The 15,326-nt window shown below is 58.6% G+C and carries 16 protein-coding genes; 5 read left to right on the forward strand and 11 right to left on the reverse strand.

Annotated elements, in window-relative coordinates; translation table 11 throughout:
• Positions 1-112 precede the first annotated feature (112 nt).
• The 5 genes from artM to D7S44_RS02565 all read right to left on the reverse strand — a co-directional run bounded on the left by artM (position 113) and on the right by D7S44_RS02565 (position 3,734).
• The gene (artM, locus tag D7S44_RS02545; protein WP_120451741.1) at positions 113-781 is read right to left on the reverse strand and encodes an arginine ABC transporter permease ArtM; all 669 of its coding nucleotides are present in this window, start codon (positions 779-781) and stop codon (positions 113-115) included.
• Positions 781-1,497, reverse strand: coding sequence for an arginine ABC transporter permease ArtQ (artQ, locus tag D7S44_RS02550; RefSeq protein ID WP_120451743.1), 717 nt, complete (start codon positions 1,495-1,497; stop codon positions 781-783). Before artQ ends, artM begins: the two co-directional genes overlap by 1 nt.
• A 6-nt stretch (positions 1,498-1,503) precedes the next feature.
• Entirely contained in the window at positions 1,504-2,235 is a 732-nt protein-coding gene (artJ, locus tag D7S44_RS02555) for an arginine ABC transporter substrate-binding protein (RefSeq protein ID WP_120451745.1), read from the reverse strand.
• Positions 2,236-2,250: 15 nt separating this feature from the next.
• The gene (artP, locus tag D7S44_RS02560; protein ID WP_120451747.1) at positions 2,251-2,979 is read right to left on the reverse strand and encodes an arginine ABC transporter ATP-binding protein ArtP; all 729 of its coding nucleotides are present in this window, start codon (positions 2,977-2,979) and stop codon (positions 2,251-2,253) included.
• 209 nt (positions 2,980-3,188) lie between these two features.
• Entirely contained in the window at positions 3,189-3,734 is a 546-nt protein-coding gene (locus D7S44_RS02565; protein WP_120451750.1) for a lipoprotein, read from the reverse strand.
• Positions 3,735-3,840: 106 nt separating this feature from the next.
• Here D7S44_RS02565 and D7S44_RS02570 point away from each other — a divergent pair, with 106 nt between their 5' ends.
• Positions 3,841-4,161 (forward strand): heavy metal-binding domain-containing protein, encoded by a 321-nt coding sequence (locus D7S44_RS02570; protein ID WP_120451752.1) that lies wholly within the window; start codon positions 3,841-3,843, stop codon positions 4,159-4,161.
• A complete protein-coding gene (locus tag D7S44_RS02575; RefSeq protein WP_120451754.1) occupies positions 4,158-4,973 on the forward strand; it encodes an N-acetylmuramoyl-L-alanine amidase in 816 nt (271 codons plus the stop codon). Before D7S44_RS02570 ends, D7S44_RS02575 begins: the two co-directional genes overlap by 4 nt.
• Here the strand turns inward: D7S44_RS02575 and ltaE are convergent.
• The 3 genes from ltaE to D7S44_RS02590 all read right to left on the reverse strand — a co-directional run bounded on the left by ltaE (position 4,970) and on the right by D7S44_RS02590 (position 8,922).
• Positions 4,970-5,971 carry a low-specificity L-threonine aldolase gene (gene ltaE, locus D7S44_RS02580; RefSeq protein ID WP_120451756.1) on the reverse strand — a complete coding sequence of 334 codons (1,002 nt, stop codon included), beginning with the start codon at positions 5,969-5,971 and terminating at the stop codon, positions 4,970-4,972. The genes D7S44_RS02575 and ltaE overlap by 4 nt on opposite strands.
• 205 nt (positions 5,972-6,176) lie before the next feature.
• Positions 6,177-7,898: a ubiquinone-dependent pyruvate dehydrogenase gene (poxB, locus tag D7S44_RS02585; protein WP_120451758.1), complete on the reverse strand. Its 1,722-nt coding sequence runs from the start codon at positions 7,896-7,898 to the stop codon at positions 6,177-6,179.
• A gap of 124 nt (positions 7,899-8,022) precedes the next feature.
• The gene (locus tag D7S44_RS02590; protein WP_120451760.1) at positions 8,023-8,922 is read right to left on the reverse strand and encodes a LysO family transporter; all 900 of its coding nucleotides are present in this window, start codon (positions 8,920-8,922) and stop codon (positions 8,023-8,025) included.
• Positions 8,923-9,027: 105 nt separating this feature from the next.
• Here D7S44_RS02590 and D7S44_RS02595 point away from each other — a divergent pair, with 105 nt between their 5' ends.
• Positions 9,028-10,674: an ATP-dependent nuclease gene (locus tag D7S44_RS02595; RefSeq protein WP_120451762.1), complete on the forward strand. Its 1,647-nt coding sequence runs from the start codon at positions 9,028-9,030 to the stop codon at positions 10,672-10,674.
• Positions 10,675-10,755: 81 nt separating this feature from the next.
• Here D7S44_RS02595 and cspD read toward each other — a convergent pair whose 3' ends face one another.
• Entirely contained in the window at positions 10,756-10,977 is a 222-nt protein-coding gene (gene cspD / locus D7S44_RS02600) for a cold shock-like protein CspD (protein ID WP_103795338.1), read from the reverse strand.
• Positions 10,978-11,298: 321 nt separating this feature from the next.
• On the opposite strand from cspD, the gene clpS reads away from it, so the two are divergent.
• Together clpS and clpA are read left to right on the forward strand one after the other, a co-directional pair.
• Positions 11,299-11,619: an ATP-dependent Clp protease adapter ClpS gene (gene clpS / locus D7S44_RS02605; RefSeq protein WP_120451764.1), complete on the forward strand. Its 321-nt coding sequence runs from the start codon at positions 11,299-11,301 to the stop codon at positions 11,617-11,619.
• A gap of 58 nt (positions 11,620-11,677) precedes the next feature.
• Entirely contained in the window at positions 11,678-13,954 is a 2,277-nt protein-coding gene (gene clpA / locus D7S44_RS02610) for an ATP-dependent Clp protease ATP-binding subunit ClpA (protein ID WP_120451766.1), read from the forward strand.
• Positions 13,955-14,043: 89 nt separating this feature from the next.
• On the opposite strand, the gene infA is transcribed toward clpA, so the two are convergent.
• Together infA and aat are read right to left on the reverse strand one after the other, a co-directional pair.
• The gene (gene infA, locus D7S44_RS02615) at positions 14,044-14,262 is read right to left on the reverse strand and encodes a translation initiation factor IF-1 (RefSeq protein WP_002211347.1); all 219 of its coding nucleotides are present in this window, start codon (positions 14,260-14,262) and stop codon (positions 14,044-14,046) included.
• A 348-nt stretch (positions 14,263-14,610) separates the two neighbouring features.
• Entirely contained in the window at positions 14,611-15,303 is a 693-nt protein-coding gene (aat, locus tag D7S44_RS02620; RefSeq protein ID WP_120451768.1) for a leucyl/phenylalanyl-tRNA--protein transferase, read from the reverse strand.
• Positions 15,304-15,326: the final 23 nt, after the last annotated feature.

Consider the following 15,326-nt stretch of genomic DNA (forward strand, 5'->3'; position numbering starts at 1 on the left):
ACTCCTGAAAGCCATACCAGAGGCGGAACGGTTGACACGATGCCAGCAAATGAATCCTTATGCAATATTTGTGAGTAAAAAATTAAAAAGGCGAGCATTGCTCGCCTGGATATTAACTTCTGCGCTCAAAGGCCAGCGCGCGCCGCTCAATCAGCCGCATCATCAGCGTCAGCAGGCCATTCACCACCAGATAAACCAGCCCGGCGGCGGCGAACACCATCACGTCATAGGTGCGGCCGTAGAGCAGCTGACCGTGGCCCATCACTTCCATCAGCGTAATGGTGTAGGCAAGCGATGTGCCTTTAAACACCAGCACCACCTCGTTGGAGTAGGAGGAGAGGGCGCGTTTAAACGCATAGGGCAGCAGAATGCGCAGCGTATCTTTACGGCTCATTCCCAGCGCGGCGCAGGATTGCCACTGGCCTGCCGGAATGGCGCGCATCGCGCCGTAAAAGAGCTGCGTGGTATAGGCGGCGCTGTTGAGCGACAGCGCCAGCATGGCGCAGAGCCACGGCTGCGACAGCAGATGCCACAGCCAGGGAATGCTTTGCAGGCCGGGAAACTGGCCGGGGCCGTAGTAGATCAGGAAGATCTGCACCAGCAGCGGCGTGCCGGTAAACAGGGTGATATATATTTTCACCAGCGGATTCAGCAGCGGCGTTTTCAGCGACAGCACGACGGTAAAAAGCAGCGCCAGAACCAGCGCCACCAGCAGCGACGCCAGCGTCAGCGTCAGGCTGGTATGCAGCCCTTTCAGGATCTCAGGCAGGTAGCTCAGCATCAGCTATTTCCTCGCTCGAAGCGGGTAGTGCGCAGCTCGATACGGCGCAGCACCGCCTGGCTCAGCAGCGTAATCACCAGATAGATGGCCGCCGCAATCAGAAACCAGGTAAAAGGCTCCTGGGTGCGGGTCGCAATGCTTTTGGTTTGCAGCATCAGATCGTTAACGCTGATCAGCGATACCAGCGCAGTATCTTTCAGCAGCACCAGCCACTGGTTGCCGAGGCCCGGCAGCGCGTGACGCCACATCTGCGGCATAATCAGACGCAGAAAAATAGCGGACTTTTTCATGCCCAGCGCCTGACCCGACTCCCATTGACCCTGCGGCACCGCCTTCAGCGCGCCGCGCAGAGTTTGCGAGGCGTAGGCGGAGTAGAGGATCGCCAGCGCGATGACCCCACACAGAAACGGACTGACGTCGAAGTTTTCGATCGCCACCTGCACCGGCAGCTTAAACAGGCCAAAATTCAGGGTAAAGCCGTCGGAAAGCACCAGCAGCAGCTGCGAAGCGCCGAAGTAGATAAACAGCACCACCAGGATCTCCGGCAGGCCGCGGATCAGCGTTACCAGCGCCGTGCCGATCCACGCCAGCGGCTTAAACCGCAGCGATTCCCAGCCGGCAAAAATCATCGCCAGCGCAAGGCCGGCGATCAGGGCGCAAACAGCGAGGCCGACGGTCATGCCGGCGGCGCTGGCGAGAGGATAGAACTCACTCATCGGTAATTACTGCTGGAACCATTTGCTGTAGATGGTTTTGTAAGTGCCATCGGCCTTCACCTTATCCAGCGCGGCGTTAAACTTCGCCTGCAGATCGGTGTTGCCCTGACGTACGGCGATGCCGAGACCTGTGCCGAAGTACGCTTTGTCCGTCACTTTGTCGCCGACCGCCGCCAGGCTGGCGTTCTGCTTCAGCCACTCGTTAACGACCGCGGTGTCGCCGAATACCGCATCGATACGGCCGTTTTTCAGATCCAGCACCGCGTTCTGGTAGCTGTCGTAAGGCACAGTGGTGATGTCGGCATGCTGATCGTTAAGGTATTTCTGGTGCGTCGTGCCGTTCTGTACGCCGACGCGCTTGCCTTTCAGCGCGGCCACATCGGCCACCTTGCCTTTCTGCGCGATAAACAGCGCGGAGTTGTCATAGTAAGGCTTGCTGAATAGCACCTGCTTTTCACGTTCCGGGGTGATATCCATACCGGCCATTACCGCATCGAAACGGCGGAACTTCAGGCTCGGTATCAGGCTGTCGAACGCCTGGTTGGTAAAGGTGCAGGTCGCGTTCATCTCTTTACAGAGCGCATTCGCCAGGTCGACGTCAAAGCCCTGAATCTTGTTGCTGGAATCGACAAACTCAAACGGAGGATAGGAGGCTTCGGTGGCGAAGCGAATAGTCTGGGCAGCAGACGCGCTCAGGCTCAGACCAGCAAGCAGTGCAGCAAGGACGATTTTTTTCATTTAGAGCTTCCTGACTTAGTGCGAAAGATAATGTGCAAACGCCTCGGTTTGCGGCTGTGTAAATCGGCTGGCGTCACCCTGTTCCACGATATGGCCGTTCTCCATATAGACCACGCGGCTGGCGGTTTTACGGGCGACTTCTACCTCGTGCGTAACGATAACCTGGGTAATGTGCGTCTGGGCGAGTTCGCGGATAATGCTGACGATCTGCGCGGTAATTTCCGGATCGAGCGCGGCGGTCGGCTCATCGAACAGCAGCACCTGCGGCTCCATCATCAGGGCGCGCGCGATGGCGACACGCTGCTGCTGGCCGCCGGAGAGGTGCAGCGGAAAACGATCGGCGTAGGGCGTGAGGCGCAGGCGATCCAGCAGCTTGTCGGCGCGCGCGCGGGCATCCGCTTTGCTGAGGCCCAGCACGCGGCATGGCGCTTCGATCAGGTTCTGCACCACGGTCAGATGCGGCCAGAGGTTATATTGCTGGAAGACCATACCGACATTCTGACGCAGTTCGCGGATGGCGGCGTCAGAGGGCGTTTTATTGAAGTCGAAATGATTACCGGCGATTTTCAGGCTGCCTGAGCGAGGCTGCTCCAGCAGGTTAAGCACGCGCAGGAGTGAACTTTTCCCCGCGCCGCTTGGGCCGAGCAGCACCAGCGTTTCGCCTTGCGGGCAATCCAGATTGATGTCAAACAGCGCCTGGTGGGCGCCGTAAAAGCAGTTAATCCCGTTTAGTTGAATACTCATGCGCAAATTTTGAATAGCCATTAGTGCCGCGAATCTTAACCGCACCAGAATAGTTATGCAAATGAAGTGGGTTAAAATTTATTAAACCGCAGAGAAACAGTTAAAGGGTAGCACAATATCGCGCCACTCAACGTCGCCAGGCCAGGCAGGCGGCGATGATGTAAAAAAACGCGCCGCTGTTCAGCGGCGCGCGTCATAAAACCTGAGGGTTATTTCTTTGTCTGTTCTAACGCCTGGCTCAGCGTACCGCCGCCCGGATGCGGCCAGTCAGCGACGTAGCGCACGTCATCCACGACCCAGCAGGTGCCTTCGCGGATCATCAACACCTCGTCCTGCCAGCTTTTACCGTCGCGGCTCAGCTCGACGCGCAGCGGAATATTACGCGCGTCGCGGTTCGGGATAGTCGAGCTGTCCGCCACGCTGGCGGCGGTTGGCCCTTGCGGCAGGCTGGAGAAGAGATCGCCGCTGCGCCACTGCGCCGTAGCATTGCTGCCTTGCGCGTTCGCCTGCTGTAGCGCCTGATAGAGGCGTTCGCTCAGGTAAGGGCGGTACTTCGCCAGCTGATCGCTGCCGGGCAGGCCTTGCGTCGGCTGCTGGATGCGCAGATCGTAAAACTGCTGCGCGACGCTGTCAGGGCCGCCGTCGACGCAGGGTGCGGTGCGTGGGCCATTGTCCTTGATCACCGGCTCGACCGTCGTACAGGCGGAGAGCAGCAGTGCGGCGGGAAGCAGCAGCGCAAAGGCTTTGTTTCTCATCTCGATTTCCTTATTGTCTCTGGCAAAGCGTCATTTTTAGCATAGAGTATAGCCGTGCTTTTTAGTCGAAAGAGCCTTGCACGCCATTTCATATAAGGAGAGAGCGATGAAATTTTCCACCACGCCCACCCTGGAAGGACACAGCATCAGCGATTACTGCGGCGTCGTTACCGGCGAAGCTATCCTCGGCGCGAACATTTTCCGCGACTTTTTCGCCGGTATCCGCGATGTGGTCGGCGGACGTTCCGGCGCCTATGAGAAAGAGCTGCGCAAGGCGCGTGAAATCGCCTTTGAAGAGCTGGAAGCGCAGGCGAAATCGCTGGGCGCCAACGCGGTGGTCGGTATTGATATCGATTATGAAACCGTAGGCAAGGACGGCAGCATGCTGATGGTCAGCGTGACCGGCACGGCGGTGATCCTGCGTTGAGGCTGTTGCTGGCGGCGCTGACGCTGCTGCTGGCGGGATGCCAGAGCGGGATAGAATCGCGCCAGGGCTACTGGGTCGATACGCAGCATCCCGCTTATGGCGCCAGGCCGCGTATTAAAGTGGTTGTCATTCACTATACCGCCGAAGATTTTCCCTCTTCGCTGGCGACGCTGACCGATCGCGACGTCAGCGCCCACTACCTTATTCCTCGCCAGCCGCCGCAGCGCGCCGGAAAACATGTGGTCTGGCAGCTGGTGCCGGAGAGCCAGCTCGCCTGGCATGCCGGCCCCAGCTTCTGGCGCGGCGCAACGCGCATTAACGATACCTCGATCGGCATTGAGCTGGTGAACCGCGGCTACACGCGCACGTTAACCGGGCGCGACTGGCAGCCCTTTACCGACGCGCAGATCGCCGCGCTGATACCCTTGCTGAAGGATATTGCTCAACGCTACGCCATTGCGCCGGAGAATATTGTGGGCCACAGCGATGTCGCGCCGCAGCGCAAGCAGGACCCCGGTCCGCGGTTTCCCTGGCGTCAGCTGGCGCAGCAGGGCATCGGCGCCTGGCCGGAGGCGGCTCGCGTGAAGCGCTATTTAGCGGGAAGGGCGGCAACAGCGCCGGTAGAAACAGAAACGCTGCTGTCGGCGCTGTCGCGCTACGGCTATGACGTCAGCGGCGCGACCACGCCGCGCCAGCAACAGCAGCTGATTGCGGCGTTTCAGATGCATTTTCGTCCGGCGGATTATCGCGGTTTGCCGGACGCGGAAACGCTGGCGATTGCCGAAGCGCTGCTGGAGAAGTATGGCGGTTAACGCTGCAGGAACGCTTTCCAGTGCGCCACCAGCTGCTCCAGCGCATGACGATCGACATCAAGATGCGTCACGATACGCGTCACCGGCCCGACGCTTAACAATACGTCGCGCTGGGCGAACCAGCTTTGCAGCGCCTGGACCTGCTCGGCGGGCACGCGCACGAACAGCATATTAGTCTGCTGATCTACCACCTCAACGCCCGCCTGCTGCAGCTGCTGGCCGAGCCACGCGGCGTTGTCGTGATCCTCTTTCAGACGTGCCACATTGTGCTGCAGCGCATAGAGACCGGCCGCCGCCAGAATACCCGCCTGGCGCATACCGCCGCCTGCCATTTTGCGCCAGCGGCGGGCGCGTTCAATATAGGCCTTATCGCCGCACAGCAGCGATCCCACCGGCGTGCCCAGCCCTTTCGACAGGCAGATAGTCAGGGTATCGCAGTAGCGCGCGATCGCTTCCAGCGTAACGTTTTGCGCCACCACCGCGTTAAAGATGCGCGCGCCGTCGATATGCAGCGCCAGTTTACGTTCGCGGCTGAACGCATAGGCGCGGGCGAGATAGTCGAGCGGCAGCACCTTACCGTGATGAGTATTTTCCAGGCTGAGCAGGCGAGTCCGCGCGAAGTGAATATCATCCGGCTTGATGGCGGCCGCGACTAAATCGAGCGGCAGCGTGCCATCTTCGGCGGCGAGGATCGGCTGCGGCTGAATACTGCCCAGCACCGCCGCGCCGCCCGCTTCATATTTGTAGTTATGCGCCTGCTGGCCGACGATATATTCATCGCCGCGCTCGCAGTGGCTCAGCAGCGCCACCAGATTCGCCTGGGTGCCGGTAGGGAAGAATAGCGCGGCCTCTTTGCCGCTGAGGCGCGCGGCTTCTGCCTCAAGCGCGTTCACGGTCGGGTCGTCGCGATAGACGTCGTCGCCGGTTTCGGCGGCCATCATCGCCTGCAACATCGCGGCGCTGGGCCGGGTTACGGTATCACTGCGTAAATCGATCACGTTGCTCTCCTGAGAAAAGAAAAACGGGCGTAAACGCCCGTTAAGATTAACAACAGGTGCCGAAGCGGGTGACATGAGCAGATCGCAAAGATGCGCAAGGCATCCCTGACGCGGGACGCTTTGCTCTTCTGCCCATGATGACACCCGCTTTTCAGACTTCCAGCGCGCTGAAAAGCGCATCAACGCCCGCCGTTCTCTTTCTCTTTTACCGCAGCCAGTTGGTTTTCGCCAGCTCCACGACTTCGTCGCCGCGACCATTCAGAATCGCACGCAGCATATAGATGCTGAAGCCTTTCGCCTGCTCCATCTTGATTTGCGGCGGCATCGCCAGCTCCTCTTTGGCGGTGATGACATCTACCAGCACCGGGCCGGGATGGGCAAAGGCCTGCTCCAGCGCGCCGTTAAGCTCAGACGCTTTTTCCACGCGGATGCCCTTAATGCCGCAGGCTTCGGCGATGGCGGCGAAGTCAGGGTTATCCAGCTCGGTGCCGTCGGTGAGGTAGCCGCCCGCCTTCATCTCCATGGCGACAAAGCCCAGTACGCTGTTGTTAAAGATCACCAGCTTCACCGGCAGCTTGAGCTGCGCCAGGGTAATAAAGTCGCCCATCAGCATGCTGAAGCCGCCGTCGCCGCACAGCGCCACCACCTGACGATCGCGGTTCAGCGCCTGAGCGCCAAGCGCCTGCGGCATGGCGTTAGCCATCGAACCGTGGTTGAAAGAGCCCAGCAGGCGACGACGTCCGTTCATCTTCAGATAGCGCGCGGCCCAGACGGTGGGCGTGCCGACGTCGCAGGTGAAAATCGCGTCATCGCTGGCGTAGTGGCTAATCTGCTGCGCCAGATACTGCGGATGAATCGCCTGTTTGTCGTTGGCGTTGGCCAGCTCATCCAGCCCTTTGCGCGCATCGGCGTAATGTTCCAGCGCGCTGTCGAGATGATGGCGATCGATTTTCTTCTCCAGTCGCGGCAGCAGCGCCTGCAGCGTCGGCTTCACCGCACCGACATACGCCTGATCGAGGTGGCAGTGCGCGCCGAGACTACCGGGATTGATATCAATCTGAATGATTTTCGCGTGTTCCGGATAGAAGGCGCGATAGGGGAATTTGGTGCCGAGCAGCAGCAGCGTATCGGCATTCATCATGGCGTGATAACCGGAGGAGAAGCCGATCAGCCCAGTCATGCCGACATCATAGGGGTTGTCATACTCAAGGTGCTCTTTGCCACGCAGCGCATGGACTATCGGCGCCTTGAGCGTCTCCGCCAGCCGTACCACGTCGTCATGCGCGCCAGCGCAGCCGCTGCCGCACAGTAACGTGATATTGCCAGCATCGTTCAGGGTTTGCGCCAGCAGTGCCAGCTCGCTCTCCTGCGGCACAACCTGCGGCAGCTGCGGAGGATACCACTCGGCAGAGGCGCTCTCCGGCGCAGGCTTCAATGCCACGTCGCCCGGCAAGACCACGACGGATACGCCGCGATTCAGGATCGCCTTGCGCATCGCGATGCCCAGCACCTGCGGCAGCTGCTCCGGGCTGGACACCAGCTCGCAGTAGTGGCTGCACTCGCGGAACAGCTCCTGCGGATGGGTCTCCTGAAAATAGCCGCTGCCAATCTCGCTGGAAGGAATATGCGCGGCGATCGCCAGCACCGGCACGCGGTTGCGGTGGCAGTCGAACAGGCCGTTGATCAGGTGCAGGTTGCCAGGCCCGCAGGAACCGGCGCAAACCGCCAGTTCACCGCTGACGTGAGCCTCTGCGCCGGCGGCAAAGGCGGCGACCTCTTCATGGCGCGTCGGCATCCATTCGATGGTGCCCATGCGGTTCAGGCTGTCGCTCAGCCCATTCAGGGAGTCTCCGGTCACCCCCCAGATACGTTTGACACCTGCGTTTTCCAGCGTTTTCGCGATCAGCGCCGCAACGGTCTGTTTCATCGTGTTCTCCTCTGGCGGTAAGCCATCTTCCCGATGGCGGACAAAAGAAAAAGACTAGACGAGCTTTTCCATCCCCAGCCGTGAAAAAGTGCGTTGCCCTGACCGTTAAGAGGCGCGTTGTACCTCAGGCGGAGAAAAAGGCGATCAGCAGCGGCGCCAGCAGGCTCATCACAAAACCGTGCACAATAGCCGCCGGGACAATCTCACTGCCGCCTGCACGCTGCAGCACCGGCAGGGTGAAATCCATCGCCGTCGCGCCGCACAGACCCAGTGCACAAGAGCGATGCCGGGCGATCAAGGCCGGGATCAGCATGATGGCGGTCAGCTCGCGCAGCAGATCGTTAAAAAAGGCGGCGCTGCCGATCACCGGACCGAACGCCTCGGTCATCAGGATGCCGGAGAGGGAATACCAGCCGAAACCGCTGGCCAGCGCCAGGCCGGTTTTCAGCGGCAGACCCAGCAGCGCGGCGGCAATCGCGCCGCCCAGCAGCGCGCTCAACAGCACCACGACCGATACCAGCATGCCGCGGCGATTAAGCAGAATCTGACGCAGCGTCATGCCGCTGCCGCGCAGCTGTATGCCGACAAGAAACAGTAAAAAGATCAGCGCGTACTCGCTGGCCGTTGAGGCGTGGCGTAAGAAGGAGAGCTGCGTCAGCCCGGTGAGAAAGCCCACCACCACCACGCCGCACAGCGTGAGTGAATCGAGCGCCATTCGCAGCCGCGACGGCAGCGCTTCCTGTTTGTGCTTATGCTGCCAGGGGCGATTTTTTTCCAGCAGGCGCAGCGCCAGCAGGTTGCACAGCAGGATCGCCAGCGCGCTTACCAGCGCGATATGAAACACGCTCAGCAGGTTGCTGCTGAGGTTATCGAGAAAGGCGAGACTGATGCCCATAAAAAACAGGATGATATAAACCATCCAGCCCAGCAGGCGATTCACCAGCCGTAAGAAAGCGGGCTGATGCAGCGGCAGCAGCCAGCCCACCACCAGCGGCAGCAGAATGATAAGGAGTCCAGAATACATAACAGATGCTTTTCCTTGCAGAGAGTGCCGACACGCTAGCGAAAAAGCCTGATAGAGTAAACCCTTGTATTACAGCAGCCTGATTGAACCTGAGGATGGACGCCGATGATTCTGGAGCATATCGAAATTACCGGGTTTCGCGGCATTAATCATTTATCGCTGCCGCTTACCCAGACTAACGTACTCATTGGGGAGAACGCCTGGGGTAAATCGAGTTTGCTGGACGCGATGAGCCTGCTGCTTGCCCCGCAGGAGACCTTTTATCCGTTCACCCGGCACGATTTTCACTTCACGCCAGGCAACAGCGAGACGCGGATGCGGCGGCTGCAGGTCGTGTTCCATTTTCGCGATGACGGCGAGGAGCAGGATGCGCTTTTCTCGCCGTTCTGGCAGCGCGACGCGCAGGGCGTACGGCGGCTCTACTTCAGCACCCGCGCGCGGCTACGCGAAACGGAGGTTACCGCTTCGCGTCGCTTTTTGCGCGCTGACGGCGAGGTGTTGCCGCTGGCGGGCAGCGAGGAGGCGATAAGGCAGCTGGTGCGGCTGCATCCGGTGCTGCGCCTGCGCGATGCGCGCTTTAGCCGACGCTCGCGCCATGATGAAAGCGATGCGCAGGCGCGCAGCGCACAGCTGAACGCCTTAGCGGCGGATATCGACAGCCTGACGCGCCAGCTGGCATCGCAGCCGCATCAGCTCAGCGATGAAACGCTGCGGCAGGGCGTAGCGACCATGCAGCAGCTGATGGAGCACTACTTTCTGGTGCTGCAACCCGCCGACGGCCGCGCGCGGCGCAGCGATCCGCATGGGCGCGACGGGGCGCACGGCTGGCGCGCGCTGGATCGGCTCAACCAGCTCATCGGCGAAACCGATTCGCGCAGCCGCCAGATCGTTCTGCTGCGCATGTTCGTTCTGCTGGCGCAGGCGCGCGGCGCGGCGACGCTCTCGCCTCAGGCGCGTCCATTATTGCTTATTGAAGATCCGGAAACCCGGCTGCATCCGATTATGCTGTCAGTGACCTGGAACCTGCTCGATCTTATTCCGCTGCAGAAAATCGCGACCACTAATTCTGGCGAGCTGCTGTCGCTGACGCCGGTAGAAAACGTCTGCCGGCTGGTGCGCGAGCCGACGCGCGTCGCCGCCTGGCGCATTGGCCCGCAGGGGCTTAGCGCGGAAGAGAGCCGCCGTATCGGCTTTCATATTCGCGTTAATCGTCCGTCGGCTCTGTTCGCCCGTTGCTGGCTGCTGGTGGAAGGGGAAACCGAGGTGTGGATTATCAATGAGCTGGCGCGTCAGTGCGGCTACCACTTCGCGGCGGAAGGGGTAAAAGTGATTGAGTTTGCGCAATCCGGCCTGAAGCCGCTGCTGAAATTTGCTGCGCGCATGGGCATCGCCTGGCATGTGCTGACCGATGGAGACGATGCTGGCAATAAATATGCCGCCACAACGCGCAGCCAGCTTCAGCCGCATGATGAAAGCGAGCACTATCTGACCCAGCTGCCGGCGCTGGATATGGAGCACTTTCTTTTCAAAGAGGGCTTCCAGGATGTTTATCTGCAGATGGCGCATCTGCCGTTAAATGTTGCCATGAGTCCCAGGCGTATCATTACCAAAGCTCTCCAGCACGCCTCCAAGCCGGAGCTGGCAATCGCCGTGGCGACGGCCGCCGCCGAACGTGGAGAAGCAGCGATGCCGCCGCTGATGCGCCAGATGTTTTCCCGCGTCATGTGGCTGGCGCGCGGCAAGGCGGATTAACCGCACGTGCGCAAGAAAATAAAATGCCAGCGACACGGCTGGCATTTTTTGGGGGAGCGTTCAGAATGGGGTGATAGCAGTTCAGGCGTGCTGTACAGCGTCCACCGGCACGATCAGGCTGGCATGATTGCCTTTCGGGCCTTGATGAACATCAAACTGAACTTGTTGGCCGGCTTTTAATGTTCTGTAACCATCCATCTGAATCGTAGAGTAGTGCGCGAAGATATCTTCTCCGCCACCGATCGGACAGATAAAGCCGAAGCCCTTAGCGTTATTGAACCATTTAACAGTACCCGTCTCCATGCTTTTACTTCCCTCGCAAGACATTTTGATAACCAGGTGAGTAAATTGAAGCTGGGGTCGAGTTTGTTTAAAACTCAATCAGCTTGTGTCTGTAGAATGTAGAGAAAGAGACCCTGGCGTCAAGCAAACCACCGGAGAGCGCGGGGATAAAATCATTAAAATTTGAAGCGGTTAACGCTATTGCGAATTTTGTGATACAGGTCGCGCGCGGTTTTTTCCGCAAAAAATCGCTGCGGCGGAGGGGGGCTTGACAAGCGTGTTAAACTCTACGTATGGACAGTTAATCGTCCGTATCGATGTGCAGAATTTCAACGGAACATTATGGCAAATACTAACGACTGGCTTAACTTTGAACACCTGGCCGAAGACAAAGCGAAGGAGGGACTCAAGCCGCCCTCTATGTATAAAGTCATTCTGAATAATGACGATTATACACCTATGGAATTTGTTATTGACGTTCTGCAAAAGTTCTTTTCTTATGATGTTGAACGTGCAACGCAACTGATGCTGAAAGTTCACTACCACGGGAAAGCGATCTGCGGTGTTTTTACCGCCGAAGTGGCGGAGACCAAAGTCGCTATGGTGAACAATTACGCGCGGGAGAATCAGCATCCATTGCTGTGTACGCTGGAAAAAGCCTGAACTCGCCCTCATATAGCGAAGGTGAGGTTGTCAGAGCGATAATTGGGGGAGGTGCCTAATGCTCAATCAAGAACTGGAACTCAGTTTAAACATGGCTTTCGCCAGAGCGCGTGAGCACCGTCATGAGTTTATGACCGTCGAGCATTTGTTGCTGGCACTGCTCAGCAACCCGTCGGCCAGAGAGGCACTGGAAGCCTGTACCGTCGATCTTGTCGCGCTGCGGCAAGAACTCGAAGCTTTCATCGAACAAACCACACCGGTGCTGCCCGCCAGTGAAGGAGAGCGCGATACTCAACCCACGCTCAGCTTCCAGCGCGTATTGCAGCGCGCGGTATTCCATGTCCAGTCATCGGGTCGCAGCGAAGTCTCCGGCGCCAATGTACTGGTCGCCATCTTCAGCGAGCAGGAGTCACAAGCGGCTTATCTGCTGCGCAAACATGAAGTCAGCCGTCTCGACGTGGTGAACTTCATTTCTCACGGTACGCGCAAAGATGAACCTGGTCAGGCGCCGCACAGTGAGAACCCGGTTAACGAAGAGCAAGCAGGCGGGGAGGATCGTATGGAAAACTTCACCACCAATCTCAATCAGCTTGCTCGCGTCGGCGGAATCGATCCGCTGATTGGTCGCGACAAAGAGCTGGAGCGCACCATTCAGGTACTGTGCCGTCGTCGTAAAAACAACCCGCTGCTGGTGGGCGAATCGGGCGTCGGTAAAACGGCTATTGCGGAAGGCCTGGCCTGGCGTATCGTGCAGGGCGACGTGCCGGAAGTGATGAAGGAGTGCACCATCTATTCGCTCGATATCGGTTCGCTGCTGGCGGGCACGAAATATCGCGGCGACTTTGAGAAGCGCTTCAAAGCCTTGTTGAAACAGCTGGAGCAGGACAACAGCAGCATCCTGTTTATCGATGAGATCCATACCATCATCGGTGCAGGCGCGGCGTCCGGCGGCCAGGTGGATGCGGCTAACCTGATTAAGCCGCTGCTCTCCAGCGGTAAAATTCGCGTGATGGGCTCCACCACCTATCAGGAGTTCAGCAATATCTTCGAAAAAGATCGCGCTCTGGCGCGCCGCTTCCAGAAGATCGATATCACTGAGCCGACGATGGACGAAACCGTTCAGATTCTGAACGGGCTGAAGCCGAAATATGAAGCGCACCACGATGTGCGTTATACCGCGAAAGCGGTGCGCGCAGCGGTTGAACTGGCGGTGAAATATATCAACGACCGTCATCTGCCGGATAAGGCGATCGATGTGATCGACGAAGCTGGTGCGCGGGCGCGTCTGATGCCAGCCAGCAAGCGCAAGAAAACCATCAACGTGGCAGATATCGAGTCCGTGGTGGCGCGTATCGCGCGTATTCCTGAGAAAAGCGTTTCGGCAACCGACCGCGACACGCTGAAAAATCTCGGCGATCGCCTGAAAATGCTGGTGTTTGGCCAGGATAACGCCATTGAAGCGCTGACTGAAGCGATCAAAATGAGCCGCGCCGGGCTGGGCCAGGAGCGCAAGCCTGTTGGCTCCTTCCTGTTTGCCGGACCGACTGGCGTAGGGAAAACCGAGGTTACGGTACAGCTGGCGAAAGCGCTGGGCATTGAGCTGCTGCGTTTCGATATGTCCGAGTATATGGAACGCCATACGGTCAGCCGCCTGATCGGCGCGCCTCCGGGCTATGTCGGCTTCGACCAGGGCGGTCTGCTGACCGATGCGGTGATCAAACATCCGCATGCGGTAGTGCTGCTCGACGAAATCGAGAAGGCGCATCCGGATGTCTTTAACCTGCTGCTGCAGGTGATGGATAACGGCATGCTGACGGACAATAACGGCCGTAAAGCGGACTTCCGCAACGTGGTGCTGGTAATGACCACCAATGCGGGCGTACGTGAAACCGAGCGTAAATCGATTGGTCTGATCCATCAGGACAACAGCACCGATGCGATGGAAGAGATCAAAAAGATCTTTACGCCGGAGTTCCGCAACCGTCTCGACAATATTATCTGGTTCCGTCACCTGTCACCGGAAGTGATCCATCAGGTCGTGGACAAGTTTATTGTCGAACTGCAGGCGCAGCTGGATGCGAAAGGCGTCTCGCTGGAAGTGAGCGACGAAGCGCGCGACTGGCTGGCGGAGAAAGGCTACGACAAGGCGATGGGTGCCCGTCCTATGGCGCGTACGGTGCAGGAAAACCTCAAGAAACCGCTGGCCAACGAATTGCTGTTCGGCTCGCTGGTGGATGGCGGATCGGTCTCGGTGGCGCTCGACAAAGAGAAGAACCAGCTGACCTATCACTTCCTCAGCGCAGAAAAACGCAAAACGGAAGGCACGGTTCACTAAGCGCCGTGAGGTAGAAATAGAAAAGGCCAGATGCGAATCTGGCCTTTTTTTTCGCCACCGTTCAGGCGGCGAAAGCGAAACGAAGCCGCTTAGCGACTACGGAAGACAATGCGGCCTTTGCTCAGGTCGTACGGGGTCAGCTCAACAGTTACTTTGTCGCCCGTCAGGATGCGGATATAGTTTTTGCGCATTTTACCGGAGATATGAGCGGTAACCACGTGACCGTTTTCGAGTTCTACACGGAACATGGTGTTAGGTAACGTATCAAGTACGGTACCTTGCATTTCAATATTGTCTTCTTTAGCCATCGAATCCTCTGGGTGGACTAGCTTTCAGTGAACCGGCAAGATAATGCCGAATTCCACGATTTATGTAAAGAAACGTTGGCGGTAAAGCCAACGCTTCGCCGTGCTTCGCGCGAGGGGCGCGAGCATCTCGGTTAAATTCGGGTGTTTATGTGACGTCTGCGGGGGATTAACGGGCTAAGAATTTGCATCAGTAGGCGGTAACACGCGCTCATCTGAAACAGTTCCGGGAGTGCGTTGTGATTCCCAGCCTGGCAATTCCGGCTCGCCGTTGCGAAGCGCGGACGACATACCAAACGCGGCTATTATACCACTTTTACGTCTGTTTGTGTGCAAAACATCTGCGCAGGCTTAAAAAAGGGTCTGGGTGCGCCAGCAACCGGCGCTGACAGGCTGCCAGGCAAGGGACTGAACATACTGCAGATAGTCGGCGCGCGGGATCTCGCGTGCGCCCAGCGAGGCCGTGTGCGGGTTTAAAACCTGGCAATCCACCAGCCGGCCCTGATGTTTGATGAAATGCTGGCAAAATACCAGAAGTGCGGTTTTCGAGGCATTCTCGCACCGGCTGAACATCGATTCGCCGCAGAAAATCTGCCCCAGCGCGAGCCCGTACATGCCGCCGACCAGCTGCTGATCCCGCCACACTTCTATCGAGTGCGCGTGCCCCAGTTCATAGAGACGCTGCCAGGCGCGCTTCACTTCAAAAGTGATCCATGTCCCTTCCTGGCGACCGGCGGCGCAGCCTTCGACCACCTCGAAAAACGCCTGATTCATGGTCACGCGAAACGGCGAACGCCGATGAAAACGCGCCATACTGCGGCTGAGGTGAAAAGATTCCGGTAGCAGTACCGCACGCGGATCGGGCGACCACCACAAAATGGGATCGCCAGGCGAAAACCAGGGGAAAATACCGCGCTGATAGGCGCTGAGCAAGCGGGCAGGGGAGAGATCGCCGCCCATCGCCAGCAGGCCGTTTGGCTCGCGCAGCGCCATCTCTGGCGGAGGAAAATGAAGGGATTCCCGTGACAGTTGCACCAGTCTCATCGCATCTTTACTCGTCGGTTTTT

The sequence above is a fragment of the Pantoea piersonii genome, assembly GCF_003612015.1.
Lineage (GTDB): Bacteria > Pseudomonadota > Gammaproteobacteria > Enterobacterales > Enterobacteriaceae > Pantoea > Pantoea piersonii.